This is a genomic window from Peptoniphilus hominis (ex Hitch et al. 2025), from assembly GCF_040096015.1.
Taxonomy (GTDB): Bacteria; Bacillota; Clostridia; order Tissierellales; family Peptoniphilaceae; genus Peptoniphilus_A; species Peptoniphilus_A hominis.
The window spans coordinates 135,628-161,591 of record NZ_JBBMFO010000001.1; the positions used below are offsets into that span (position 1 = coordinate 135,628).

At 38.5% G+C, this 25,964-nt stretch carries 40 protein-coding genes and 1 tRNA gene; all 41 read left to right on the plus strand.

Translation table 11 applies throughout. The features are described 5' to 3' along the window. Positions 1-33: 33 nt before the first annotated feature. The 41 genes from WMO19_RS00650 (at position 34) to WMO19_RS00850 (ending at position 25,956) form a co-directional block, all read left to right on the plus strand. The gene (locus WMO19_RS00650; RefSeq protein ID WP_349169783.1) at positions 34-252 is read left to right on the plus strand and encodes a helix-turn-helix domain-containing protein; all 219 of its coding nucleotides are present in this window, start codon (positions 34-36) and stop codon (positions 250-252) included. A gap of 35 nt (positions 253-287) precedes the next feature. Then, positions 288-482, plus strand: a complete 195-nt coding sequence (locus WMO19_RS00655) for a hypothetical protein (RefSeq protein WP_349169784.1) — start codon at positions 288-290, stop codon at positions 480-482. Between the two features lie 23 nt (positions 483-505). Further along, complete coding sequence (locus WMO19_RS00660) at positions 506-817, plus strand: hypothetical protein (protein ID WP_349169785.1); 312 nt, start codon at positions 506-508, stop codon at positions 815-817. 2 nt (positions 818-819) lie between these two features. After that, a complete protein-coding gene (locus WMO19_RS00665) occupies positions 820-1,461 on the plus strand; it encodes an N-6 DNA methylase (RefSeq protein ID WP_349169786.1) in 642 nt (213 codons plus the stop codon). Then, on the plus strand, positions 1,454-1,645 hold the full coding sequence (locus WMO19_RS00670; RefSeq protein WP_349169787.1) for a hypothetical protein: 192 nt from the start codon (positions 1,454-1,456) through the stop codon (positions 1,643-1,645). The genes WMO19_RS00665 and WMO19_RS00670 overlap by 8 nt, the downstream gene beginning before the upstream one ends. Positions 1,646-1,654: 9 nt before the next feature. After that, positions 1,655-2,191: a hypothetical protein gene (locus tag WMO19_RS00675; protein WP_349169788.1), complete on the plus strand. Its 537-nt coding sequence runs from the start codon at positions 1,655-1,657 to the stop codon at positions 2,189-2,191. Positions 2,192-2,207: 16 nt separating this feature from the next. Continuing rightward, entirely contained in the window at positions 2,208-2,720 is a 513-nt protein-coding gene (locus WMO19_RS00680) for a hypothetical protein (protein WP_349169789.1), read from the plus strand. A gap of 103 nt (positions 2,721-2,823) precedes the next feature. Next, positions 2,824-3,006, plus strand: coding sequence for a hypothetical protein (locus WMO19_RS00685; RefSeq protein WP_349169790.1), 183 nt, complete (start codon positions 2,824-2,826; stop codon positions 3,004-3,006). Then, positions 2,978-3,208, plus strand: a complete 231-nt coding sequence (locus WMO19_RS00690) for a hypothetical protein (protein ID WP_349169791.1) — start codon at positions 2,978-2,980, stop codon at positions 3,206-3,208. Before WMO19_RS00685 ends, WMO19_RS00690 begins: the two co-directional genes overlap by 29 nt. Position 3,209: 1 nt before the next feature. Then, a complete protein-coding gene (locus WMO19_RS00695) occupies positions 3,210-3,830 on the plus strand; it encodes an HNH endonuclease (protein WP_349169792.1) in 621 nt (206 codons plus the stop codon). Beyond that, positions 3,827-4,279: a hypothetical protein gene (locus WMO19_RS00700; protein WP_349169793.1), complete on the plus strand. Its 453-nt coding sequence runs from the start codon at positions 3,827-3,829 to the stop codon at positions 4,277-4,279. The genes WMO19_RS00695 and WMO19_RS00700 overlap by 4 nt, the downstream gene beginning before the upstream one ends. Before the next feature lie 12 nt (positions 4,280-4,291). Next, the gene (locus WMO19_RS00705; RefSeq protein ID WP_349169794.1) at positions 4,292-4,585 is read left to right on the plus strand and encodes a hypothetical protein; all 294 of its coding nucleotides are present in this window, start codon (positions 4,292-4,294) and stop codon (positions 4,583-4,585) included. A gap of 65 nt (positions 4,586-4,650) precedes the next feature. Beyond that, positions 4,651-5,109 (plus strand): hypothetical protein, encoded by a 459-nt coding sequence (locus WMO19_RS00710; protein ID WP_349169795.1) that lies wholly within the window; start codon positions 4,651-4,653, stop codon positions 5,107-5,109. After that, entirely contained in the window at positions 5,106-5,687 is a 582-nt protein-coding gene (locus tag WMO19_RS00715; RefSeq protein WP_349169796.1) for an FAD-dependent thymidylate synthase, read from the plus strand. The genes WMO19_RS00710 and WMO19_RS00715 overlap by 4 nt, the downstream gene beginning before the upstream one ends. A 9-nt stretch (positions 5,688-5,696) precedes the next feature. Further along, positions 5,697-5,894: a hypothetical protein gene (locus tag WMO19_RS00720; RefSeq protein WP_349169797.1), complete on the plus strand. Its 198-nt coding sequence runs from the start codon at positions 5,697-5,699 to the stop codon at positions 5,892-5,894. A 13-nt stretch (positions 5,895-5,907) separates the two neighbouring features. Then, a complete protein-coding gene (locus tag WMO19_RS00725) occupies positions 5,908-6,348 on the plus strand; it encodes a hypothetical protein (RefSeq protein ID WP_349169798.1) in 441 nt (146 codons plus the stop codon). Continuing rightward, complete coding sequence (locus tag WMO19_RS00730; RefSeq protein ID WP_349169799.1) at positions 6,348-7,508, plus strand: DUF2800 domain-containing protein; 1,161 nt, start codon at positions 6,348-6,350, stop codon at positions 7,506-7,508. Before WMO19_RS00725 ends, WMO19_RS00730 begins: the two co-directional genes overlap by 1 nt. Before the next feature lie 13 nt (positions 7,509-7,521). Further along, the gene (locus WMO19_RS00735; RefSeq protein ID WP_349169800.1) at positions 7,522-8,097 is read left to right on the plus strand and encodes a DUF2815 family protein; all 576 of its coding nucleotides are present in this window, start codon (positions 7,522-7,524) and stop codon (positions 8,095-8,097) included. Between the two features lie 103 nt (positions 8,098-8,200). After that, complete coding sequence (locus WMO19_RS00740; protein ID WP_349169801.1) at positions 8,201-8,407, plus strand: hypothetical protein; 207 nt, start codon at positions 8,201-8,203, stop codon at positions 8,405-8,407. After that, positions 8,398-8,775, plus strand: a complete 378-nt coding sequence (locus WMO19_RS00745; RefSeq protein WP_349169802.1) for a hypothetical protein — start codon at positions 8,398-8,400, stop codon at positions 8,773-8,775. Before WMO19_RS00740 ends, WMO19_RS00745 begins: the two co-directional genes overlap by 10 nt. Then, on the plus strand, positions 8,772-9,089 hold the full coding sequence (locus WMO19_RS00750) for a hypothetical protein (protein WP_349169803.1): 318 nt from the start codon (positions 8,772-8,774) through the stop codon (positions 9,087-9,089). The genes WMO19_RS00745 and WMO19_RS00750 overlap by 4 nt, the downstream gene beginning before the upstream one ends. Next, a complete protein-coding gene (locus tag WMO19_RS00755) occupies positions 9,086-9,469 on the plus strand; it encodes a hypothetical protein (protein WP_349169804.1) in 384 nt (127 codons plus the stop codon). The genes WMO19_RS00750 and WMO19_RS00755 overlap by 4 nt, the downstream gene beginning before the upstream one ends. Before the next feature lie 12 nt (positions 9,470-9,481). Next, a complete protein-coding gene (locus WMO19_RS00760; protein ID WP_349169805.1) occupies positions 9,482-9,700 on the plus strand; it encodes a hypothetical protein in 219 nt (72 codons plus the stop codon). Between the two features lie 15 nt (positions 9,701-9,715). Then, on the plus strand, positions 9,716-9,895 hold the full coding sequence (locus tag WMO19_RS00765) for a hypothetical protein (protein ID WP_349169806.1): 180 nt from the start codon (positions 9,716-9,718) through the stop codon (positions 9,893-9,895). A gap of 14 nt (positions 9,896-9,909) precedes the next feature. Further along, complete coding sequence (locus WMO19_RS00770) at positions 9,910-11,889, plus strand: DNA polymerase (RefSeq protein WP_349169807.1); 1,980 nt, start codon at positions 9,910-9,912, stop codon at positions 11,887-11,889. Between the two features lie 5 nt (positions 11,890-11,894). Then, a complete protein-coding gene (locus WMO19_RS00775; protein WP_349169808.1) occupies positions 11,895-14,378 on the plus strand; it encodes a virulence-associated E family protein in 2,484 nt (827 codons plus the stop codon). 425 nt (positions 14,379-14,803) lie between these two features. After that, positions 14,804-15,079 carry a VRR-NUC domain-containing protein gene (locus WMO19_RS00780; protein WP_349169809.1) on the plus strand — a complete coding sequence of 92 codons (276 nt, stop codon included), beginning with the start codon at positions 14,804-14,806 and terminating at the stop codon, positions 15,077-15,079. After that, the gene (locus WMO19_RS00785) at positions 15,066-16,430 is read left to right on the plus strand and encodes a DEAD/DEAH box helicase (protein WP_349169810.1); all 1,365 of its coding nucleotides are present in this window, start codon (positions 15,066-15,068) and stop codon (positions 16,428-16,430) included. The genes WMO19_RS00780 and WMO19_RS00785 overlap by 14 nt, the downstream gene beginning before the upstream one ends. Further along, a complete protein-coding gene (locus tag WMO19_RS00790) occupies positions 16,427-16,714 on the plus strand; it encodes a DUF3310 domain-containing protein (RefSeq protein ID WP_349169811.1) in 288 nt (95 codons plus the stop codon). The genes WMO19_RS00785 and WMO19_RS00790 overlap by 4 nt, the downstream gene beginning before the upstream one ends. Continuing rightward, positions 16,695-17,090: a DUF1492 domain-containing protein gene (locus tag WMO19_RS00795; protein WP_349169812.1), complete on the plus strand. Its 396-nt coding sequence runs from the start codon at positions 16,695-16,697 to the stop codon at positions 17,088-17,090. The genes WMO19_RS00790 and WMO19_RS00795 overlap by 20 nt, the downstream gene beginning before the upstream one ends. Before the next feature lie 832 nt (positions 17,091-17,922). After that, positions 17,923-18,015: transfer RNA gene (locus WMO19_RS00800), tRNA-Ser, on the plus strand. Between the two features lie 406 nt (positions 18,016-18,421). Further along, positions 18,422-18,985: a hypothetical protein gene (locus WMO19_RS00805; RefSeq protein ID WP_349169813.1), complete on the plus strand. Its 564-nt coding sequence runs from the start codon at positions 18,422-18,424 to the stop codon at positions 18,983-18,985. Further along, positions 18,948-20,735, plus strand: coding sequence for a phage terminase large subunit family protein (locus WMO19_RS00810; RefSeq protein WP_349169814.1), 1,788 nt, complete (start codon positions 18,948-18,950; stop codon positions 20,733-20,735). The genes WMO19_RS00805 and WMO19_RS00810 overlap by 38 nt, the downstream gene beginning before the upstream one ends. 35 nt (positions 20,736-20,770) lie before the next feature. Continuing rightward, complete coding sequence (locus WMO19_RS00815) at positions 20,771-20,989, plus strand: DUF6148 family protein (protein WP_349169922.1); 219 nt, start codon at positions 20,771-20,773, stop codon at positions 20,987-20,989. Between the two features lie 77 nt (positions 20,990-21,066). Beyond that, positions 21,067-21,294, plus strand: coding sequence for a type II toxin-antitoxin system HicA family toxin (locus WMO19_RS00820; protein WP_349169815.1), 228 nt, complete (start codon positions 21,067-21,069; stop codon positions 21,292-21,294). 33 nt (positions 21,295-21,327) lie between these two features. Beyond that, complete coding sequence (locus WMO19_RS00825) at positions 21,328-21,690, plus strand: type II toxin-antitoxin system HicB family antitoxin (protein ID WP_349169816.1); 363 nt, start codon at positions 21,328-21,330, stop codon at positions 21,688-21,690. Positions 21,691-21,758: 68 nt separating this feature from the next. Further along, complete coding sequence (locus WMO19_RS00830) at positions 21,759-23,237, plus strand: phage portal protein (RefSeq protein ID WP_349169817.1); 1,479 nt, start codon at positions 21,759-21,761, stop codon at positions 23,235-23,237. Next, positions 23,224-24,213 (plus strand): head maturation protease, ClpP-related, encoded by a 990-nt coding sequence (locus WMO19_RS00835; protein WP_349169818.1) that lies wholly within the window; start codon positions 23,224-23,226, stop codon positions 24,211-24,213. Before WMO19_RS00830 ends, WMO19_RS00835 begins: the two co-directional genes overlap by 14 nt. After that, positions 24,213-24,587 (plus strand): head decoration protein, encoded by a 375-nt coding sequence (locus WMO19_RS00840; protein ID WP_349169819.1) that lies wholly within the window; start codon positions 24,213-24,215, stop codon positions 24,585-24,587. Before WMO19_RS00835 ends, WMO19_RS00840 begins: the two co-directional genes overlap by 1 nt. Further along, entirely contained in the window at positions 24,587-25,633 is a 1,047-nt protein-coding gene (locus WMO19_RS00845) for a major capsid protein (RefSeq protein WP_349169820.1), read from the plus strand. Before WMO19_RS00840 ends, WMO19_RS00845 begins: the two co-directional genes overlap by 1 nt. Continuing rightward, entirely contained in the window at positions 25,633-25,956 is a 324-nt protein-coding gene (locus tag WMO19_RS00850) for a hypothetical protein (RefSeq protein ID WP_349169821.1), read from the plus strand. Before WMO19_RS00845 ends, WMO19_RS00850 begins: the two co-directional genes overlap by 1 nt. Positions 25,957-25,964: the final 8 nt, after the last annotated feature.

The window sequence follows — 25,964 nt, forward strand, 5'->3', positions numbered from 1 at the left end:
CAATATGCGAATAAATAAAAAGGTGGTGAGAGAATGGTAAACATCAATAAATTAAGAGGTAAAATCATTGAGAATGGCTTAAGTGTCAAGGACTTAGCTGATAAATTAGAAATGGATAGGTCAACTCTATATCGAAAAATGAATAGTGAAGGCGATACTATGACTATCAGTGACGCAGAAAAAATCTCAAAGATTTTAGATTTATCCTTAGAAGAAGTAAATTCAATTTTTTTTAGTGAATTTGTCGCATAATATGCGAATAAATGATAAGAAAGGTCGGGTGAGTTATGGAAAAAGAAAAGGATATTAAAAATTTTTCAACTGATGAACTATTGAATGAATTAATTGATAGGGGTGCGGTAGCGGAAAGCACTCATGTGTATGGCGGCTATAGGCTAACAAAAAAATATTTTTTGGATAGTAGAGAAGATGAAAAAGAATTACACTCAAGAATTTTAATTTTAAAAGATTTGAAATATTAAAAGTAGCACTGGGGGAGTGTGAATTGAAAACTTTATTGACGAGAGATGAACTCGCCGAAAGGTGGGGATATGCGAAAACATCAATTGTTAGATTGGAGCAAGATGGGGTTATCCATCGTGTTAAGGGCCTACAAGGCTGTAAATACTCCATAAGGGAAATTGAAAAGATTGAGATGCTTGGAAGAAAAGACCTAGAAGAGATATCTCTTATAGATTACAAGCGTATGGAGATTGACAGAGACAGGTGGAAAAATGAGTACCTAAAGCTTAGAAATGCAATAAGCACATCGGCTTATGACCTGGTAAAAGTTTTATCCACTGACATGGAAGTTTAAAAATGAAAGAAATTATTGATGAATTTAAAATGTTAGCGACTCACAAAGATATGTGGCAAGTCTATAAGGAATTTTTGGAGCTATCGGCCATAGCCTACAGCAACATCTGTGATAAGGCTCAAGCAAAAGATAGAGAAGAAAGATACCTCGAGATTATAAAGACTTACAAGTCGGGCCAAGCAGACCACATTGCAAAAATCTTGGCGCTGATAGTCCTAGAGATGGAAAAGGATCCACAGGACATCTTGGGGAAAATCTTTATGGAGTTGAGGCTAGGAAGTAGTTGGACTGGTCAAGTTTTTACTCCGCAAAACTTGGCAGACATGCTTGCAGAATTGTCTTTCAAGGAAGATGAGATTAAAGAAAGAGGTTACATCACAGTCATGGAGCCTGCAGTTGGCGGAGGAGTTACTATCATAGGACTTGCAAAAGTTATGTTAAAGAAAGGCTGCAATCCTCAAAAACAACTCTTAGCTATCTGTGGAGACATCGACATCAAGGCAGTACACATGACCTACATTCAGCTTTCTATGCTTGGCATACCTGCAATTGTAAGGCACCAGGACACACTGACACAAGAGATTATGTCTACCTGGTACACACCGAATTACATTTTAGATTTATGGAGGTACAAAAATGATTAAGTTAAGTGGCAAAAATTTATTGTTAATATTAAGGCGATTTACAGGTCTGCTTTTAATTTTGGCTGCCATTTTAGTGACTCTCGTGATGTGCTACAGCCTATACATGGTCCTAGCGAGATTTATCTGCATAACGCTTCTAAAAATTGTGGAGCTTGGAGAGTCCTCTTTCAGTAGTTGGATTTAAGGGTGAGCAATGGCAAGGGAAAAAAGGATTAAGATTGAAGAACCATTTTTGGAACAGATACACCAGTTAGTTAAGCTGTGCAAATCAAATAAAGCGGCGGCAGAGTATTGTCAAGTTTCTCCAGGATTTTTGTCAAACATCAAAAGGCGAAACATCAAGTTTCTTTCCGAAAGCACCTATAAAAGGATTAGCCTTGTCTGTGGGAAATCCACCTTAGAAGAAATTCAAGCCGTAGGGCAAGAGATCCAGGCGCTCTTGAAGGAAGAAAGAGAGAAGCAAGCTAAAATTGACGAAGAAATTGCTGAAAGAGAAAGACAAAAAATGCTTGCAGCAGTAAGGAGAGTTACAAACCTAAAGGTTGGAACTACTTACAGAGTTAGCTTTTCTACGGGAGACTTGAGGCTAAAGTTTAACCGAGAAGATGACATTATCGGAAAGCTAATTGAAATTAGCAAAGAGTTTCTAGTCTTTCAGGCGAAAAACTATAGGTTTACGGCGCTCAAGAAAGACCTGATGAGGGGTTATGTAGTAACAAAGGAGTGCTAAAGGATAGGAGGTTATTTTGGAATTAAAAGATTTAAATGAAAAAATTGTAGCGTGGGCAGTAGAAAGAAAGCTCGATAAAGAGGCAAAAGTTGAGGCACAGTCAGTAAAAACCTGTGAAGAATTTTCAGAACTTGTTATTGGACTTTCCAAGGACAAGAGAGACTTAATCGAGGACAGTATCGGCGATGTGTATGTGACCCTTGTAGTGGGCAATCTCATAAGCAATTTTGTAGATTTAGTAGAGGTTTATGAAGGGGCTCAAAAGGACTACAAGAAATTAAAAACCATCTTCTTTATGGACGGCATAAAGCCCCAAATAAGCTATATAACAAGCTGCATGAGAAACGTTTTAAACATGGGTTATACAAAGCATTCGGTGACTACATCTCTAGTATGCCTCATGACTTTATCTGACTTATACGACCTACCTTTTGAAAAATGCGTAGAAAGTGCCTACAAGGAAATCAAAGACCGCAAGGGCAAAATGATAAAGGGACAGTTTGTAAAGGAAAGTGATCTAAATGATTAACTTGGAAAAAATCTGCGACATCGTAAATGCTCAAACTGAAGATGGGCTAAAATACGCTCTCGGTAGCGTCACAAATCGTTACGGATTTATAGAGGATTTACGGGTGATTTTAAACGATGAGTACGACCACGATGCTGTAAAGGCAAGAAGAGTCTACGAATACCTGTATAAGGCTTTGGCAGATGACCTTGTAATCTACCCAGATTTATTTGATGGTGTAGATCTCGAGGACAAAGAAGATGAGGAGGAGGATGCTTATGAAGAATACTTTAGGAGATTTAAATAATCACCTTTTCGCAGAGTTAGAAAGATTAAGCGATGAGGATTTAAAGGGCGATGAGTTAGTCGAGGAAATGAATAGAGCCAAGACAATAACTGAGGTATCAACGCAAATAATCTCTAATGCCCATGTAATTCTTAAGGCGGAAAAATTTAGAGATGAGAAAATGGATATCTCCAGGGCAGTCCCAAAGATGCTAGAGGGATAAGATGGCGGTACACAAATGGTCGGAAGAAGAAATTGAATTTTTAAGAGAGATTTACCCTTATTACGAAAACAAAGAAATAGCGAAGATGGTAAAGGAAAAATTTGGTTTTGATGTATCGGCGAGAAATCTACTAAATGTCAGGCACAAACATAAATTTCCCAAAAAAGCAATTCCCAACTCTGGTTGTTATAGAAAAGGCGATGTGCCCTGGAACAAGGGAAAGGGAATGTCAGAAGAAGTCAAAGAAAAGGTCAAAAAGACCTGGTTTAAAAAGGGAGAAATACCAAAAAACCACAGACCAATAGGATCTACAAGAATTGATAATAAAGATGGCTACAAACTGATAAAGATAGCTGAGCCTAATAAGTGGGCACTGTATCATCGTTATCTCTACGAAAAAGCTCATGGGGAAAAGCTTAAGAAAAACGAAGCCATTATCTTTGCTGATGGGGATAAGACAAATTTTGATATCGACAACCTGGTAAAGGTAAGTCGGACAAATTTACTTTACCTAAATAACAATAATTTAATCTTTGATGACCCAGACCTGACTAAGGCAGGGGTCAATGTAAGCAAAGTCGCAGAAAAGATATTTGATTTAAAAAGAAAGGAGAAACAATGAAGCTAAGACAAGTGTATAACGAGTTTATAAGAATTTACCTGAAAAAAGAAAATAATAAACTCGTTGAATTAGATGTGGAACATGAAGATTATTCTTGGATAACTGATGGCGTCACTGTCTGGGGCATACCAGGAGAAAATCCCTTTGCTTTTAAAAAGCTAAAAACAGAATGGTTTAAAGAAATGTCGGAAAAAGGCGAAGCTGTCACAAAAATTAAAAGGTCTCCAAATGTTGAAGCAAAGGAACTTATAAAACTCGAGACGGAAAAAGAAGATTTGGTTTTATACCTTGACGAGAGAAAACTTAAGTGGTTTGACAAGGGCTATGAACTAAGAATTTCTAAAGAGTCACTTGGAAGATATGGTCACATGTGCCAAGTTTTTGAAAATAACGAACTAAGAGGCTTGATTTTAGGAGTTCAATTAAAAGACGAGGCTAGCAAATTTTAGGGAGGTGATGGCATGAGCATATCGAAAAATATTGAGTTGAGTTTTGACTTTTACGACAACGAGGGACCAAGACTTATAAGCTTAAAGTTTTATCAAAGAATTATCGAGGATTTAACTGGTCATGATGTACTGGGAATTGCATATAATTCCGATGTGGAGTTTATTATAGTTAGTTTTACCAACAGACACTTGCCGGGATTATCCATCAATGTGACGGGAGATAGCTTACAGACTTGCACAAAAGATGTCATAAGGCAAACACAAAATTGGATTGATAGGCAAAGAAAAAAGTCCCAGGTCGGCTAAAACTCAAGGACTTAAAATAATTTAATATTTGCTTAGATTATACCACAATGAAAGGATTTTAGAAAATGTCAAAAAGATTTATCGTGCCACTACCAGGCTTGGTGACCAATGATGGTGCTCAACAATATTTGACCAATAGGGGTGGCAGGTGGTTTGCGTGTAGGAGACGTAGTGATTTAAGGCAGACTTGGAAAGAAGAGCACTTAGGCTACATTCCAGAGGTTTATAGACAGTTTGCAGTGGATCTCACGGACTATGTACCAGAGATTTGTTGGAAGTCTGCAATGGTGTTAGAAGATTTTATGGAGGAAAAAATGGAAGAGAGAAATAAGATTTTTCTATTTATGTTTGGGTCGAACAATGATTATGTGAAAGGATCCGTAACTGGTAAGTTCGGTCCTGTAAGGAATTTAGAGGGTATGAAACAAGAACTGCAGTGTGAAGATTTTATAAAAATCGAGTCTGACGAAGCAAAAGACTTATTATTAGCGACTAAGCACATTATTGGAGTGGAGGAATTATGAGAATAGGAAAACAAAAAGTTGAGTTGTTAAACCCTCAATCTTACGAGGAATTAACAGAAAAAATTGAAATCGCAGGTAGGGTTTGTTATCAATCCGAGCCTAAGGGAGATCCCGAGAAATTTATACGAATGATAATTAAAAGGGGTCATGAAAGCGTACTGGAACACGGCAGTTTAACTTTTAAAGTAAGGACAAATCGTGCCATAGCTAATGAAATTGTAAGGCACAGGCTCGCTAGCTACTCTCAAGAGTCCACAAGGTATGTCAAATATGACGACATCAAGTTTATACCATGCGACAGGCTTGGAAAAACTTATGGCGAGGACATGCTATTGGGATTTGAGAGTGCCTATAGATTTTTGATAGACCAAGAATTTAAGCCAGAAGAGGCAAGAGATGTCTTGCCAAACTGCACTGGGACAACTCTTGTAATGACAATGAATTTTAGGGAGTTGAGATACTTTTTAAAATTAAGACTTGATAAGGCAGCCCACCCACAAATAAGAGAGTTGGCAGGTATGATACTAGAGATTTTAAAGGAAAAATATCCAGTATTTGTTGAGGACATAGAAAAATAGGAGGATTTTATGAGTTCGAAAAAACACACCGACGATATATTTGAGGCAACTTACGCAACCTACTTGGTTACTGGAGAGACAGTTGCCTTGGTTGAGCCAATACTGGGTGAGTATGGAAGAAGATATTGGCTTTGTAGGAAAGAAAATGACGAATTGATAATCACAGAAGATTATAACTTAACAGATTACTATTATTGGACTGCTTAATTAGGAGGATTTTATGGAAATTAATGTAAAAATATCATTTGAAGAAAGATTTTTAAGTGCCTTAGAAAGGCTTGTATGGGTTTGCAAATGCACACCCGCAGCATCAGGAATAAAGAGCCTTGATGAGTTAAAAACTGTTCCAATGACTGCACCTGCAGGCACATTCCCAAAAGGGGAACCTGCCCAAGCACCTGCACAAGCAAAGGCTGAAAGCCCTGAAAAAGCAAAGGAAGAAGCTACCCAAGCACCTGCACAAGATGTAATGCCAACAGAAACACCTGCTTATACTTTTGAGCAAATACAAGTTGCCTGTGCCAACCTTGCAAGAGAGGGAAAAAGGACTGAACTTGGTAACCTAATCAAGGAATTTGGACTTGCAAGCTTACCAGATTTAAAAGAGGACCAATACAATGCCTTTGCCTTAAAGCTTAGGGAAATTGGGGGCACAATCTAATGCCTGATGTACACGCAAAGTTATCAGCCAGTGGGGCTCACAGGTGGATAAATTGTCCTGGATCTGTGGTACTTGAAGAAAACTTTGAGGACACAGGCTCTGAATACGCAAAAGAGGGTACACTGGCACACTCTGTGGCAGAACTTAAACTCCAAAAATATTTTATGAAAGGGATTGGTCCTAAGAAGTTTAAGGCTGCCATGGATAAGTTTAAGGAGTCAGAATACTGGCAGGATGAGATGGATAAATACACTGACATCTACTTCGATGAGATCAAAAAGAGGGCACTAGCTTATAAGGACCTACCCTATGTCAACATCGAGGAGAGGGTGGACTTTTCCTCATGGGTGCCAGAGGGATTTGGGACTTGCGACTGCATTATGATTTATGGCGACACAATGCAGGTTATAGACCTTAAGTATGGCAAGGGAGTCCCAGTAAGCCCCGAAGAAAATCCTCAACTTATGCTATATGGTCTTGGTGCTTACAATGCTTACTCAATGTTTTACGACATCAAAAATATAAGGCTTACAATTATCCAACCAAGACTGGACTCAATCCTGGACTGGGAACTGAGTATTGAGGATCTTTTAAAGTTTGGTGATGAGATAAAACCAATTGCTGATAAGGCTTATCACGGGTCAGATGACTTAAAAGAAGGTGAGCATTGCAGGTTCTGTAAGGCGAAATCCAGGTGTCCTGCAAGGGCAAGTAAGATGTTTGAGGCAGTTGAAGAACTAAAGCCAGTAATGGAAAAAGATTTAGCCTTGATATCCAATGAGGATATATCCAAGTACCTTAAAGAGTCTATTGGGCTAATCGACTGGATAAAAGACCTGGAAGATGAGGCTTTAAAAAGTATCTTAGCAGGCGAAGAAATACCAGGATATAAGGTAGTTGAGGGCAGGTCAAATCGTGCCTTTGCTGACCAAGACAAGGCCTTTGAGATTTTACAAGAAAGTGGATTTGACGAAGCAATGCTTTATGAAAGAAAGCCACTTAGTCTATCGCAGTTAGAAAAATTAGTAGGAAAGAAAGAGTTTGGGGAAGTCCTAAAGGGACAAATCATCAAGCCTCAAGGAAAACCAACTCTAGTAGAAGAAAGTGACAAGAGAGATCCTTATGTTAAGGATTTAGGATTTGAAAATTTAGAGAAATAAAGGAGAAATTATAATGGCGAGAGAATTTACAACAAGTTTAGTGAGATTATCATATGTATCAGTGTTTGACCCAAGGGAAAACCAACAAGGACAAAAGAAGTACTCAGTTACTTGTCTACTCCCAAAGACAGACACAGAGGGTTATAAAAAATTAATGGCTGCGATTAAGGCAGAAATTGAGTCAGAAAAAGATGGAAAGTTAAAAGGTGTTATCCAACCAAAAATCCCTGTACATGATGGCGATGGTGCATCCCCAACAGGTCAAGCTTATGGACCAGAATGTCAAGGTCACTGGGTCTTTACAGCATCAGCAGGAGAAAACTACCCACCTGCAGTAATGGACACTAGAGTCCAACCAATTATGGATAGGTCACAAGTCTACTCCGGCTGTTGGGGTCATGTAGCACTATCAATTTATGCTTACAACAATCAATCTAAGGGGATTGGACTTGGACTTAATGGGGTCCAAAAAGTTAAGGACGATGAGGCTCTAGGATTTAGCTTTGACGCTAATAAGGCTTTCTCTGCAATCGAGGATGACGAAGCAGGTGCAGGCGGAATTGACCCTCTAACAGGTCTACCATACTAAGATTTAAGGATGGGGTCGTGATTTGCGACCCCATATTTTGCTATAAAAAAGTTGAGAAGAGCTGAGAAGAGTTGAGCAAAACGGAGTAGAACGGAGTGATTTTATGAAAAGAATTAAACTTAAATTTACTTATGAAGCTGATATGTGGATGGCTGATAGAGAGTATGAAGACATAAAAGAACAAGCAGATTTAGGGGAACTAGAAAAGGAACTAAAAGGGGCCCTTGATAATGTATTAATAGAAGATAGAAGCAAAGAATCAAGCAAAATAAAAGAATTTTATTTTGGGGTGGATAAAGAATGGCAGTAGATTTTGAAACTCCTCAAGAGGATTTAAGAGATTGGATTGTCGATAATTGGGAAACTGCTGTTTTTGACTGTATTGGATTGGCACTATCAACAATGGTGGTAGACGCTAAGAAAGATATGAGCGATGTAGTGGATAGAGAAGAAACTGCTGATTTTATATCGGAAAGAGTGAAAACGGGGATTTTAAACGTTTTAGATACTTATGATGTTGAAATCCCAAAATCATTAAAAGTTAAAGAGTACACAGGTAGTTACCATGGCAGAGATTTTTACATTTGCAAGTGCCCCATGTGTGGCTGCCATTTAGATGGCAATCAAGTACAAAAGTATTGCCACGAATGTGGTCAAAGATTGGAGTGGGAGCAGTGAGAGCGTGGATATTAAGTTCAGACGAAAGCCCAGAACCTTGTAGTAGTCTTGTATGGGCTGAATCAAGAGGTAAAGCTAAGCAACAAGCGAATTATGAGGGTCCTTTTGCGTACCAATGCGACCTAGAGGTAGATGACTTTACAAGTATAAGGGCAATTAGAGCAAAGAGTTTAGATAATGGTGAGGAATTATCAGAGCAAGAAGTGTGCTTGCGACTTATAAAAGACTATGGGTGGAGTTTTTATATAGGTGATGAAGTTTATAACGAAGATAATATTGAAGAATTTGAAAAACTTTTTGAGATGGAAGAATGAGCAATAAAACACTAGAAGAATACAGCGTATATTCGTCATTTGATATAAAAAAACACCAAGAAACATTTATAAATTACCTAGAAGTTTTGATTTTAGAAGATGGGACAGTTGAATATGCAGTACCCTCTCACCAAGGGAAAGCATTAGAACTAGCTTGCAAGAAACTAAACAAGACAAAAAAAGAAATCGAAGACATGTGTCCTAGAGAATACTATTGTGATTACCTAACATGGCTATTGGGGATCGCAAAAAGTGTTTCAGTGTGGGGAAATTGTGCTGAACATTTTATCGTTTATAAAACCATTAATAAAAAGCAGATAGCAACACTTAAAAGATTAAAGAAACACGGATTATACAAAGGTAACATACCAATTATTTAAGGGGGTTAAAAAATGAGACTAAAATGTAAAAAATGTGGAAACGAAGATGATTTTTATATCAGAGAAAAATTTTTTGGAGTTACTGAATTATGTGTAGATGGCGATGGAGAACTTACTGATTATAATTCGGATGCTTATGAGGGTGCGGAATATAAACTCAAAAGTATTTATTACTACTGTTGCCAGTGTAAATCAAAAGTTGCAAAAATTCCTGAAGAAAAAAGATATTAAAATTGAGGTTATGCGATGAAAAAACATGTAGTAATTAAGTATTTTGACACATACCCAGAAAATAAATTTTACTTCGAAAGTCAAGAAGAAGCAGAGAATTTTATTAAAGAAAAAGAAAAAAATAATACAGGATATTTAACGACCTATGAGTATAGAGGTGAAGTTAAATTAAATCCTTATCAAAAAACAAAATAAATTGAGGTGGAAAAATGAAAGATTTATCTATAGATATAGAAACCTATTCAGAGGTTGACCTTGGGAAGTCTGGACTCTATAAGTATTGCCTTGACCACAGTTTTGACATTTTACTTTTTGCCTACTCCATAGACTTTGGACCTGTGGAAGTGGTGGACTTAACTGCAGGAGATAAAATTCCCGATGAGGTAATAGAAGCTATGGCAGATGACGAGGTTATCAAGCATGCCTACAATGCGGCTTTTGAGTACAACTGTCTTAAGGCTTATGGTCTCGATGTTGGGGACAGGATTGCTTGGCACTGCACGATGTTCCATGCCATGTATCTCGGTTACCCTGCAGGTCTTGCAGCTACTGGAGAGGCTATTGGACTTCCAGAAGAAAAACAAAAGTTAAGAACTGGCAAGGCTCTTATTAGATATTTTTGTGTGCCATGTAAGCCTACCAAGGTAAATGGCGGCAGGACAAGAAACCTACCACAGCACGATAAAGAAAAATGGGATTTATTTATTGAGTATTGTCGCCAAGATGTTGTTACAGAGATGGAAATTTATAAAAGACTTGAGTCCATACCAGTTCCAAGACATGAACAAGTCATTTGGGCAATATCTGACGAGGCTAATGCTGCAGGTGTTGAGGTGGACTTTGATCTTGTAAAAGGTGCAATCGCCATCAACGACTTACTGACAGAGGAGCAGGTGGAGAGGGCCAAGGAGATATCTGGACTTGATAACCCTAACTCTGTGGCTCAAATAGTCCCATGGCTACAAAAATATATCCCAGAGGTTGACAACGTGAGAAAGGCAACTGTAACTGACCTGCTTGCAAGAGATGACTTGCCTGATGATGTTAGGGAGTTTTTGGAGTTAAGGCAAGAGTTATCCAAGACTAGCCTTAAAAAGTATGACTCCATGATTGACTGTGCCTGCGAGGACCACAGAATGAGGGGACTATTACAGTGCTATGGGGCTAATCGTACAGGCAGGTGGGCAGGTAGGTTAGTACAAGTACAGAACTTGCCAAGAAATTACATCGAGAACTTATCCCTTGCAAGGGATCTCGTAAAGGCCAGGGACAAGGAATTACTGGAAATGCTTTTTGGCAATGTGACTGATACCATAAGTCAGCTTATAAGGACTGCCTTTGTACCTTGTGATGGGAAAAAATTTATAATCTCTGACTACTCTGCCATAGAGGCAAGAGTTATCGCATGGCTTGCAGGGGAAGAGTGGGTTAACGAGGTTTTTGCGTCTCACGGAAAAATCTACGAGGCCACCGCATCTCAAATGTTTGGAGTGCCTATTGAAAAAATAGCCAAGGGCAATCCCGAGTATGCACTTAGACAAAAAGGTAAGGTCGCCACGTTGGCTCTTGGTTATCAAGGTGGAGTTGGTGCTCTTAAAGCCATGGGTGCTGACAAGATGGGACTTAGCGATGAGGAGTTAGAGGACATTAAAAACAGATGGCGACAAGCTAATAAAAATATTGTCCGATTTTGGTATGACTTAGAAAATGCAGCAGTGAGTGTTGTGCAGTATGGGGAGCCAAGGCGAGTTAAGTGCCTGGATTTATCCTTAGAGATTGATCCGATTTATGGTCTATCCTACTTGGCCATAAAGTTGCCATCTGGAAGGAGCCTTTACTACCCAGAGCCACACCTCAAAGAAAACCAGTTTGGCAAATACGCAGTCCACTTTATGGGGATTGGTGTCAATCGCAAGTTCTCAGAGGAGTCCACTTATGGGGGCAAGCTAACGGAGAACTGTGTGCAAGCCATCGCTCGTGACTGCTTAGCACATGCCCTTTTAAATCTTTACAAGGACTATCCCTTTGAGCAGGTCGTTATGCACATACACGATGAGGTGGTTATGGAAGCCGACAAGGAATATACAATTGACGAGATCAACGAGGTCCTATCAAGAGATATTAGGTGGGCACCTGGATTGATTTTAAGGGGTGCAGGATTTGAGAGTGATTACTACATGAAGGATTGATTTAGATGATTAATGACAGAAAAATAATAATCTCCGTTGGTGCCAGTAGGAAGTCAACTAACTGGCAAAGACAAGAGATTAATTATTCAGATTTTATAAAAAAATTAGAAACTCCCGTCAGGTCATCAGAGACCTTGGAGGAATATTTAAAACTACCTAAGTCTAAGCAAGATGACCTCAAGGACGTTGGTGGCTTTGTCGGTGGTGCTTTAAAGGGCGTAAGACGTAAGGCTCACAATGTAGAGTCCAGGGATTTAATAACCTTGGACTTTGACAACATTGCCGCAGGAGAGACAGAAAATGTAATTAAAAAAGTAATGACTTTGGGCTGTGGCTATGTCATCTACTCCACCAGAAAACATGCAGACTACAAGCCAAGGCTTAGGATAATTCTACCTCTTAGTAGGTCTGTAACTGCCGATGAGTACGAGCCTATTGCAAGGTACATGGCAAAGCAAATTGGCATCCACATGGCTGACCCTACTACTTTTGAGCCGGAAAGGCTTATGTACTGGCCATCTTGCTCTAGTGACTCAACTTATGCCTTTAGGTACGAGGACAAGCCTTTACTGTCTGCAGATGGTGTACTTGGGAAATATGAGGACTGGAGAGATGTATCATCATGGCCACAAGTCCCTGGAGTGGATATTGAACACAGACGAGACATTACTAAGCAACAAGATCCTACTACTAAGCCAGGTATTATCGGGGCTTTTTGTAGGACTTATGACATCTACTCTGCTATGGAGGAGTTTATTCCAAGGGCCTATGACCAGACAGACGATGACAAGAGATTTACCTACTTGCAAGGGTCAACTACTGGTGGTGCCATAATCTATGAGGACGGAAAATTCTTATTTTCTCATCATGCTACGGATCCCTGCGGTGGTCAACTGGTTAATGCCTGGGACCTTGTAAGACTCCATAAGTTTGGAGACCTGGACGAAGAGGCGGCAGAGGGAACTCCCGTTGCAACTTTGCCATCGACTATGGCCATGAAGGACTTGGCGAGAAATGATGTAAAAGTCGTTGACCTCTTAAATCGTGAGAGACAAGAGGAGTCCCAAAATTATTTTGAGGCAATTGAGGGGGAATCCACTGAACCCAATTCTGAGCCCAGTAAAGAAGTTGAAGAGTCTGAACTTGCTGACAGAGAATGGCGAAAGCACCTCACAGTTGACAGCAAGGGAAACTATGAAAAGACCATGGCCAATATAACCTTAATACTTGAGAGTGACCCGAAGTTTAAGGGAAAGATTTTTCTCGACGAGTTTGCCAACAGGGGCATGGTGCAATTGCCTCTACCTTGGGAAAAAGGCGATGAGACCAGAATGTGGTCCGATGTGGACGATGCCCAGTTAGCTTTAAGACTAGAAAAAGAATATGGAATTACAGGAAGAGACAAGATAGAAAATGCCTTAAAAGTTGTAGCTTTTAACAATCGTAGAAACGCAGTTAAGGAATATATCTTAGGTCTTGAATGGGATGGCAAGGAAAGAATTGGAACTCTCTTGCATGATTATCTTGGGGCAGAACAGAATATTTATACAGAAGAAATTTTGAAAAAATCTTTATCAGCTGCAATTGCAAGGGCCTTTTCTTCCAAGGGTGTTAAGTATGACACCATGATTGTTTTCTCTGGACCACAGGGGATTGGTAAGTCCACATTCTTGTCAAAATTAGGCAGGGAATGGTTTAGCGATAGTTTGTACTCCTTCGAGGGAAAAGAGGCTGCAGAACTTATCCAGGGAACTCTCATTAATGAAGTAGGAGAGTTGTCGGCACTTACCAAGTCAGAGACAGAAACAGTTAAACAATTCCTTTCCAAAACTCACGATATTTACAGAGAGGCTTACGGAAAAAGGACTAACAAGTACCCAAGAAGATGTGTATTTTTTGGATCTACGAACTCAGAAAGCTTTTTGAAAGATGCTACTGGGTCAAGGAGATTTTGGCCTGTAAGGGTTGGTGAGATACCACCAACTAAAGATATTTTTAAAGACCTCGATAATGAAGTAGACCAAATTTGGGCAGAGGCTTATATAAGTTTTTTACTTGGAGAGGAGTTAATTTTGTCAGATGAGGCAGAGGCTATCGCCGAGGAAATGCAGGACTTATATCGTGATGTTGACCCTAAGGAAGGTGCAGTAATTGAGTTTTTAAATAAAAGAATACCCAAGAATTGGTACGACATGGAGCCCAGAGAACAAAGAGCCTTTATGGCTGGATCTTTTAAGGCAAGTGAGGAGATAGAACTTGTGGAAAGGGATAAAGTCTGCGTTGCCGAAATATGGCAAGTGTGTTTTGGTGGCGATTTGAAATATCTTAAAAAGAGAGACTCCATAGAATTAAGTGGAATTTTAACTGGATTAAAGGGTTGGATTAGAAATAAAAATCCTAGGTTTTTTGGAAAATATGGCAGACAAAAAGGCTTTGAAAGAAGTCGTGTTATCATTTATGACCCGAAAAAATACAAAAAACAAGGTTAAATTAAATAAAAAGTTGGTTGTCGCATGAAATTAGTATTTATCAAGTATTGAGATACTTTGACAACCAACTTTTATGAGATTTTAAAACTTTTCTAAATATAGAAAATATAGATTTTATTAAAGGATTTATGACAACGAAGTATCAAAAAGTTGGTTGTTATGAAGAAAAAAGTTGGTTGTCATGAAAATAGCCATGACAACCAAGTTAAAAAATTTGATTGTCGTTAAAACTTAGTATTTAACAGGCATAAGCTATGTTTGACAACCAACTTTAACTATTTTCCTATAGAGTGTAAAAATATAGACTATATAGAAAATATAGACATATATATGGGTCTATAATATCTATATTTTCTATATTTATAGGTTTGCTAATAATGTATAGGAAGTTGGTTGTCATAAAAAATTTTTTAGAGGAGAGACCATTGTTAGAAAAAGATATAGAAAAATTTCTAAATGATAATATAAAAAAACTTGGTGGGAGATCTTATAAATTTGTGTCGCCAGGAAATTCTGGTGTGCCAGACAGGATAATTTTTCTTCCTGGTGGGAGGATTTATTTTGTGGAGTTGAAAACCAAAAAAGGTCGCCCATCGGCTTTACAAAAATTACAGAGAAGAAGATTTAAAGAATTAGGGCATGAGGTGTATTTACTTTATGGCCTGGAAGATGTGAAGGTGTTTTTGAGTGAAATTACATGAGTACCAAAATTATTGTGTGGATAGAATTTTAGATACAGAAAATTTAGGCTTATTTTTAGACATGGGCTTGGGCAAAACTTTAATTTCTTTAACCGCCATTAAAAAATTGATGTATGACCAGTTTAAAATCAACAAGGTTTTAGTCATCGCACCAAAAAAGGTGGCAGAGGCAACTTGGCAGAATGAGATTGAAAAATGGGATGAATTAAGATTCTTGAGATTTTCCACAGTCCTTGGAAGTGCCAAGCAAAGAATAAAAGCCTTGAACACCCCTGCCGATGTCTACATCATAAATCGTGATAATGTCGTCTGGCTTGTCGATTATTATAAAAACGCATGGCCTTTTGATATGGTGGTATGTGATGAGTTTTCCAGTTTTAAAAATCATCAGTCAAAAAGATTTAAGGCTTTGGCATCCATTAAGCCACATATTAAAAAATTAGTTGGGCTTACAGGGACACCGAGTCCCAATGGTCTTTTAGACTTATGGTCTCAAGTTTACTTACTTGATGGGGGACAAAGGCTTAGTCCATCTTTCTATAGTTTCAGAAATGCCTACTTTGAGGGAGATTATATGGGGTTTAATTACAAGCCGAGAAAATTTACCCAAAAAGAGATAACTGAGAAAATATCGGACATTTGTATTTCTATGAAAGCTGATGACTATTTGCAATTACCAGAATGTACAGACAATATTATTCCAGTGGTTTTAGATTCCAAAGCAGAAAAGGCTTATTTGCAGATGGAAAGAGATGCAGTTTTAGAAATCGAAAATGAAGATTACATCGATGCCACTTCGGCTGCTGCTTTATCTACTAAGCTTTTACAACTTGCAAATGGGGCGGTATATGATGAGGATAGGACAGTCCACGAGATTCATAATTGTAAAATCGAGGCCTTTATGGAAACATTGGAGCAATTACAAGGCAAAAATGTTTTAGTTTTTTATAATTTTAAACACGATTTTGAGAGATTAGAAAAAGCCTTGAAGAAAAATAAAATTAATTACAGAAAGTTAGAGACCAAGGAAGATCAAAAAGATTGGAACGACGGAAAGATAAATGTACTTTTGACACATCCTGCATCTAGTGCTTACGGACTTAACTTGCAAGAGGGCGGTAATCATGTGATTTGGTTTGGCCTCAACTGGAATTATGAGTTATACACTCAAGCCAACAAGAGGTTACACCGACAAGGACAAAAAGAGAAGGTTATTATTCACCACTTAGTGACAAGGGGCACAAGGGATGAGGACGTCATGGAGGCATTGAGAAGAAAAGAGGGCGTGCAAAATTATGTCCTAGAAAGTTTAAAAGCAAGGATTAAGAGGATTAAGGGGGCAGCAAAGTGATAGACGATAAAGAGTTTGTAGACGCAGGTAAAACAGTTAGGGTGAGCAACAGTGTAATCCACCCAAGCCATTATGCTTTAAAAGGCTTAGAGCCCTATGAGGCAGTGGACCTTATTAAGTCCAGTGTTGGTGATGGCTTTGAGGGGTATTGCCATGGTAATATTTTAAAATATGTAATCCGATACAAAAGGAAAAATGGTTTGGAAGATCTGAAGAAAGCTAGAGTCCATCTTAATTGGTTGATTGATTATTTGGAGAATGCTGATGACCAAGAAAGAGTTTAGAGAGATTATTTATCTCGACCACTTAATTAATTCTAAGCTTAGACTTTTAGATAGTCTTAAGTCCAGTAGGTTACAGGTCAAAGGTATGCAGCTTAAGTCTGATGTGGTCCAAGTGTCTAAGCAGGGCAATAGACAAGAGGACTTGATTATAAAGATAATTGATTTGGAAAAAGAAATCACAAAGGATATTGATAGTTTAATCTGTGAGAAGAAGAAGGCAAAGACTGTTATCGATAAGCTTGATGGTCCTTATAGGTTGGTTATGTCTATGAGATACTTGGAGTGTATGAAGTGGGAAGAGATTGCATACAGGATAGGCTACAGCATACAGGCTGTCTATAAGATACATGGGCAGGCTTTAAAAAGAGTAGAGTAAAGTAGAGTATATTTTGTGGTATTATAGTAGTGTAAGAGTTTAGATATAGGGTCTCCAGTCATGGAGGCTTTATGCTTGTATTGGATTGTTAGTCTGCAGGATGCAAGGTTAAACTCTTACTACTCTTCAATGAGTGCTTGAATGTCGCCTTATACCACACGAGGTATAATCACTCGCTTTCAAATCGAAAATCAAATTAAAAGGTACTTTGGAGAGTTTAAGAGGATTGCGGGTCGAGGCGAGCCCGAAATATCCCTAGCCACAAGGATTTTTTCAAGGACTTCCTACCCAAAAGGCTTAACTAAGCCATTTGTGGAAGGTGGTAAAATCTGATAGAAAATATAGACTGATTTTAGACTAATATCAGGATAAATTTAGTCCAAAAATAGACCTGTTATGGACTAATATCAGAATAAATTTAGTCTAAAAATTAGTCCTAAATTGGTCCAAAAATAGAATATAAAAGGTTAAGAGATAAACGGAAAAACTGTTTATCTTTTTTGTTTTTAATCGAGAGTGAAACGAGTGAAAACGAGAGTAAACCATAATAAAACCAAAATAGAATGGCTTAAATTAGAGGTTTTAATCGTGAGTAAATCGTGTAAAAACCATAAATTAACCAAAAACAAATCCCAAGCTTGGACGAGAAAAAACGAGTTTAGTCTGGAGAATGGCAAAAAAGCAGATTAACAAAATGGGTTAGTCCGGTAAATCTTAAAATATCGGACTTAGATTGATGGATTAGTCTGGTAAATCTTAAAATATCGGACTTAGCACAGAAGATTAAAAGAGAAAAGCTAATAAAATCAATTTAGAAAAAGAAATTAAATGCGGAAGTGTGGCAGAGTTAGGCTTAATGCGTGGGATTGCTAATCCTATATACTCTTTTAGGGTATCGAGGGTTCGAATCCCTCCATTTCCTCCATAAAAAAAAAAAACAAGACATCAAGAAAAGAAATAAAAATGGGTTAAAGTGTTTGAGATAAAAGACTGGATAAAACCAAAGGCAAAATAAAATAATCGTTTTAAAATCAAACGCAAATTAAACGTAAAAATAATTGGTTGATGCTGATACCTTACGAGGGCGGCATCGGGGACAATACATACAAGTTGAAGGCTGTGGGTGGGCGAGCCAGTATGATAATTTAATATTTTTGTAGAGGGCTTAAGTCACCAATCGCCACGCACGAATCCTTTTGGTTTATAAACAAATGATGTACCGCTTATTGTTCATGCAAGAAGTTTTACCACTTTTTGTTCTCCTGATAATTTATACAATCTTACACGATTTAAGTCCTCTACAAAGATACTAAGTTATTGGGGGTGAAAATATGTCAAAAAGAATTGCAGATTTATCAAATACAGTTGTGACTGCTCAAGTCATAGGTCAGATTATTGGTGTGACTGATAGACGAGTAAGACAACTGGCACAAGAGGGAGTGATCCCAAAATTAAAAAATGGGTCTTATGATTTGGTGCCAACTATCAACGCTTACATCAGGTCAATTAAAATTGGTAATGAGGCTGAGGATAATTCCGACAAGGCAAGCCTCGACAAGGAAAAGCTACTCCATGAAAGGGCAAAGAGACAAAAGGCTGAATTGATACTCGGGGAGATGAGAGGAGATCTCCACGATGCAAAAATCGTGGAAGAAGTTATGACAGATATGCTGTCAAACTTTAGGTCAAAACTTTTATCAATTCCATCTAAGACTGCACCAATTCTTTTAGGCATAGATGACATTCCAGAACTGCAAGAAATCCTGGAAGAAAAGATTTCAGAGGCCCTCACAGAACTAAGTGACTATGACCCAGTCAAGTTTAGGTCTGACAAGTACATAGAGGAGGCAGAGGAAGATGAACAAGACGGAAAAGCTATTCCAGGAGATAAGTAAAGTCCTTGCACCTCCACCTAAGCTTGCCATATCTGACTGGGCTGACGAATATAGGTTTTTGTCGAGAGAGTCATCGGCTGAACCTGGTAAGTGGTACACAAGTCGAGCCGAGTATCAAAGAGAAATTATGAACGCTATCTCAGACCCAAAGACTGAGAGAGTTGTCCTTATGACATCGGCTCAAATTGGTAAGACAGAGTTGCTACTCAATACCATTGGTTACTATGTAGACTATGACCCGTCGCCTATTATGCTTGTGCAACCCACACTGGATATGGCGGAGTCCTTTTCCAAGGACAGGCTTGATCCAATGATTAGAGATACGCCTGCTATAAAAGATAAATTTGCAGACAAGAAAACTCGTAACTCGGGGAATACAATTACACATAAAAAATTTATAGGGGGCCATATAACTATGGTGGGTGCAAACTCGCCATCATCTCTTGCAAGTAGACCAATAAGGATTGTACTTGCAGATGAGGTTGACAGGTTTCCCCATTCTGCAGGAGAAGAAGGAGATCCTTTGGATCTTGCAATTAAAAGGACAACAACTTTTTGGAATAGAAAAATTGTCATGGTATCAACACCAACAATAAAGCACCTATCAAGGATTGAGTTGGAATATGAGGACTCAAGCAAAGAGGAGTGGAATGTAAGATGTCCTAAGTGTGGCAGACTCCAACCCTATAAGTGGTCAAAAATCAGATTCGAAGATGTGACCATGGAGTGTGAACACTGCAAGGAGAGATTTCCCGAAAATATTTGGAAAAAACAAGAGGGGGCTTGGATTGCAGAAAGAGAGGACATCAAGAAGAGAGGTTTCCATCTCAACGAGTTAGCCAGTCCATGGAAAAAGTGGGAGGACATAATTGAGGACTTCCGAGAGGCAAAGAAATCTACTGAAAAATTAAAGGTATGGATAAATACTGCATTGGGAGAATCATGGGAAGAGCCAGACGACACAGATGCAGGGGAATTAATAAAAAGACGAGAAAGGTACAATGCCGAAGTCCCTGACGATGTATTGCTACTCACTTGTGGGGTGGATGTCCAAGACGACAGACTGGAAATGGAAGTCGTTGGATGGGGACACGGGAAAGAGTCCTGGGGAATCCTCTACAATGTCTTTTATGGGGACCCTGGCCAAGATGCAGTATGGATCCAACTGGATGAGTTTTTAAAAAGAGAATTTAAGTTTGCCGATGGTAGTGGAATCATGATTGCATCGGCTTGTATAGACTCTGGTGGCCACTACACCCAAGAAGTATATAAGTTTACAAAGCAAAGAGAACACAGACGAATCTTTGCCATAAAGGGTAAGGGTGGCGAGGGAGTGCCTTTTATAAGCAATCCCACTAGAAACAATCGTCAAAAAGCAGCACTTTTCTCTCTTGGTGTAGACCAGGGGAAAGCAAGTATATCATCAAGACTTAAAATAGAATTTGAGGGCGAAGGCTACTGTCACTTCCCAATTGAAAAAGAAAAGGGATATGATGAGAAGTTTTTTGATGGAATAACATCAGAATCTTTTAGGATTAGGTATTACAAGGGAAAACCCAAGGGAGAATGGATTGTAAAGCCTGGAGTTAGGAACGAGCCTTTGGACTGTAGAAACTATGCAACCGCAGCCATGGAAATTTTTAACCCTAACTTTGAAGCCTTAGAAAAAAATAAGGGAAATACTGAAAGATATACCCAAGCATATAAAAGACCTAGAAGAAGGAGGGGGACAATATCAAAAGGACTGTAAGATCCACAAGAAAGCCATTTTATAGCTTAGAATTCATCGAAGAAAGACTTAATATGTGGCTAGATGCAGAGGCTGCACTGGCAACAAGTCAAAGCTATAAGGTGGGGACAAGAGAACTTAGGAGAGCAGACCTCCCAGAGGTAAGAGAGCAAATCGAATTTTGGGAGAATAAATATAATAAGGCTACCAACGAACTTGACGGGACAAGTGGCGGCGGTAGGAGAACAGTAAGGATTGTACCTAGAGACTTATAAAAAATTTTAAAAAAAATTTATAAAAACCCTTGACTAATGATAGTGTATATGCTATCATATAATCAAGAGGTGAGGGAATGGCAAGTGTAGAAAAAATAATAGAGAAGATGAGACGGCAACCCAATGGAATAAGCTATAAAGAAATTGATAAAGTGCTTATATACCTAGGGTATGAATTAAAAAGAGGAAAGGGAGACCATTTCAACTATAGAAAAAAGGGGAAACCAATTTACACCCTAGTAAAACAAAATCCAGTAAAGAAATACCTGGTAGATGAAGTATTAAAAATAATAGACGAGAGCTAATCTCGTCTATTTAAACACACTTGCTGAATAATCATGTTAGAAAAAGATATAATAAGAGAAAGTAAGAAGTACACAAGATTATCTTACAATCAAGTAATTAAAAAAGTAACTGATGAAAGTGGAACTTATTACATTGGAGAATTTATTGAAATCCCAGAAGCAAAGACCAATGCTGACGACTTGGCGACATTGTCAGAAAGAATGCAAGAAGTCTTAGAATTAAGCATTGAGACAAGACTCCAAGAAGGGGACGAAATACCTTTGCCAATAGACGAAAAATCTAATGGTGTCTTAACAATAAGAGTTCCAAAATCATTACATTCTGCTCTAAGAATAGGAGCAGAAAGAGAAGGTATATCCTTAAACCAATATGCTTTATACAAGTTAAGCAGATAAATTAAATAGCGTTTTTACAAGAGAAGAGTTTAGACTCTTCTTTTTTTATTGTTAGGAGGTGAGAAAAAATGAAAATCTTAGATGTTTTTAGACCAAAAAAAGTGGAAAATTCTGGCTATGGAAATCATGGTGCAAACACAATTAAAAAATCTCTAATTGGTTGGATGTCTTATTCGGGCAGCCCCAAAGAGGACATTGACGACAATATAGAATTACTAAGAGAAAGGTCAAGAGACCTATATATGGGGGGAGCACCAATTGCAACTGGAGCCATAAAAACCATAAGGACCAACGTAGTTGGTGGAGGTCTAAGACTTAAGGCAAGACTTGATACTGATGTACTTAAGCTTACAGATAACGAGGCGGAGGAAAAAGAAAGACAAATTGAAAGGGAGTTTGCCCTTTGGAGTGAGTCCAAGTTGTGTGACGCAGAAAAGAAAAATAATTTCTATGAGCTCCAACAACTTGCTCTCCTATCTCAGCTTTTAAGCGGAGATGCTTTTGTCCTTCTGCCTGCAATCCAAAAACACAAATTCCCCTACCAGATATCAGTCCAATTAATTGAAAGCGATAGGGTAAGGACTCCAAACTCCAAGACCTATGACAAAAATATCGTGTCTGGGATTGAGTTTGGGAAGTATGGAGAACCAGTGGCCTATTATTTTTGCAGAAAGCACCCAGGAGCCACGTCCTCAATATTTGGAGAGAAATACGACAGAATACCTGCCTATGGGAGAAAAACAGGGCTTGCCAATGTCATCCACATAATGGAGTCAGAAAGACCTGGTCAAACAAGGGGGGTCCCAGTCCTTGCAAGTGTTATTGAGCCTCTAAAACAACTAGGCAGATACACTGATGCTGAATTAATGGCAGCAGTTATAAACGGTATGTTTACAGTATTTATCGAGATGGAACAGGAGAATTACCAAGAGCCAATGCTTGGGGAGTCAATCCCAGAGGACCAAAGAATTGATGAAGGGGATCCAAACGCAATTGAACTTGGAAATGGTGCAGTAGTCCAATTGGGACCAGGAGAAAAAGCTAAAGAGGTAAATCCTGGTAGACCAAACACTGCCTTTGATGGATTTGTAAGCTCTATCTGCAAGCAAATGGGAGCATCACTTGAAATACCTTACGACCTACTTATGAAACAGTTTGACTCATCTTACTCTGCATCAAGGGCAGCACTCTTAGAGGCGTGGAAGATGTTTAAAATGCGTAGGGAATGGTTTATATCCGACTTTTGTCAGCCTATCTATGAGCAATGGCTTACAGAGGCAGTTGCTAAAGGTAGGATTGATGCACCAGGATTTTTTGATGACCCAATTATCCACAAAGCCTACTGTGGTAGTGAGTGGTCTGGACCAACACAAGGTCAGCTTGACCCACTAAAAGAAGTAAATGCAGCTGCAAGAAGAGTTGAGGAAGGCTTTTCTACACGCAGTAGGGAAACAACTGAACTTACTGGCGGCGACTATTATCAAAATATGAGACAAAGCAAAAAAGAAGAAAGATTAAGAGGAGGTGGAGAAGGTGAAAATAATTAATTTAAAAGGCGAGATTGTATCTGATGACCTAGCCGACATGTATAGACATTGGGGTTACACTTGCACAAGTCCAAAGGACTTTGCCGATCTATCGAATGACGATGAGGACATAGAAGTTGTCATCAACTCACGTGGTGGGTCAGTTACTGATGCAAGCGAAATATTTACAGCCCTTAAGGACTATAAAGGACAAGTTACTGCTAAGATAGTGGGATTTGCAGGCTCATGTGCATCTTGGATAGCCATGGCAGCCGATAAGGTCAAGATATCCCCTATGGGATTTATTATGATACACAACTCATCATCTTATGCAAGTGGTGACAACAGGGACATGGACTCTACGAGTAATATGCTTAAGACAGTAGACGAGGCTATAAGAAATGCCTACAAGGAAAAAACTGGATTAAGTGATGAAGAATTAAAGGACCTAATGGATAATGAGACCTGGTTTAACTCATCAAAGGCTTTGGAGAAGAACTTTGCCGATGAAATCATGTTTGAGGAAGAGGCCTTAGTATCTAATAGTTTTTTCAATGATTTAAAAATTCCTTCAAAGGAAATTTTAAATATAATCAGCAAAAATCAAGAAGAAAGAGAGGAAGTTGTAATGGATCTAAAAGAATTACAAGAAAAACATCCCGAATTATATAACGAAGTTATGAATCTGGGAAAAGAAGAAGGAAGAAAAGAAGAAAGAGAAAGAATCCAAAACATTGAAAACTTAGAAGTTGATGGATTCAAGGACCTTGTAAACAAGGCAAAGTTTGAAACTTTTGAAAGTCCTGAAAAGTTAGCTATGAATATTCTTAAGGCTCAAAAAGAGCAAGGAGAAAAACAAGTTAAAGACTTTTTAGAGGACAAGGACTTTGTGGTAGAACACGACGCAGAAGAAGAAAAAGTTAAAAACTCAAACAAAGATGATGAGTTTGCAAAACTTATTGGGGCAATCGCCAATGAAAAAAGGGGGATTAAATAATGGATAACCTATACGCAAAAGTCGGAGAATTTAAAGCTGACAACCTAATCAATGATATAGCAATTACACCTGTGACTAAGTCAGCAAAAATCAAAAAGGCATCAAAGTTAGAAAGGGGAACAATCCTGTCTAAGGATGCTAAAGGCTACTACAAGAAATTTAATGGAGCAGGCTCAGGGGAGTCAGCAGAAAAACCTGATTGCATCCTAGCTGATGATGTTGATAATCCAGACGAAGATGTATTTGCAGTAGCTTATGCTACAGGCATGTTTAACAGAAAAGTCTTAATTTTTGATGGGGAATTATCAGAAGCAGCAGAAGAAATTTTAAGAGAAAAAGGAATCATCCTTAAGGACAATGTGGAGGTAAAATAATGGGAAATTACGATACTATAACACTTTTAAAAGGGATTGAGAATGTAAAACCTGTAAAGACTTTTTTAAGGGACACATTTTTCCCCGCAAAAAATGACCAAAAACTTGTAACTAAGACAGCACAATTTGATGTTAAAAAAGGCAAAAGAAGAATTGCACCTTTTGTAGCACCAAGAGTTAAGGGAGTTACTATCTCAAGAGAGGGCTTTGAAACCCACACAATTACAACTCCTTTAATTGCACCTCAAAGAATACTTACAGTTGATGACCTAGAAAACAGAGCCTTTGGGGAAAGCCTTGTATCAGCAGTGACACCACAACAAAGACAAGCAAAAATCGTGGCTGACGATCTTATGGAACTTGACGAGATGATCACTAGAAGAGAAGAAGCAATGGCTGCTGACCTACTTTTCAACGGCAAGATTTTTGTTAAGGCTTATATCGACCACGATGGAACTAACACAAGGGATTCTGTAATTGATTTTGGCAAGAAAACTGATGAAAAGGCTAAAGTCCTTTGGAACACAGAAAATGCTAATATCATCGAGGATTTAAGAAACCTTAGAAGAGAAATCATTAAGGAATCTGGGGCAAATGCAAATATCCTTATTTTAGGATCTAAAGTTTATGACGAACTACTTAAGAATGAAAAATTCTTAAAATACTTCGACATCAAAAACTTAAACCTTGCATCAATTAACCCTGTACTACAAGATGGTGGATCAGTTACTTTTGTGGGTAAGATCCCATCTCTTGGCATTGATATGTACACTTATGATGAGTGGTATGTTGACGCAGATGGCGAAGAAAAACCAGTTGTACCAGAGGATAAAATCCTATTAGGCTCAAGAGACTTAGGAAAAATCATGTATGGTGCAGTAACTCAACTTGCAGACCAAGGTCAAAATTTTGTGACTTATGTATCTTCAAGAGTACCTAAGGTTTGGGTAGATCCTAACGCTGACAACAGAATGATGAGATTATCATCAAGACCAGTTGTAGCACCTAACGACATCGAAGCTTGGAAGGTCCTTAAGGTGCTTTAATGGCAACCTTAAAGGACTATATCAAGGACTTTGACCTAGACACCTTTATAAACATGGACGAGTTTGCAGACGACCATCAAATTAATGGTGAGACTATAAAATGTGTCCTTGACACAGATATTTTTGATGAGAGGTCTACCTTATCTGGAGACAGGTCTGGTGGAGTATTTAAGGACACCATCTCAATTTTTATAAAAATGTCGGACATAAAGAAACCATTAATTGACGAGATGATGTCTGTGGACGATGAGGACTACAGGGTAGTAGAGGTCAAGGAAAACATGGGAATGTACGAGATAGTCTTATCTCAATACGACTATTAGGTGATTAA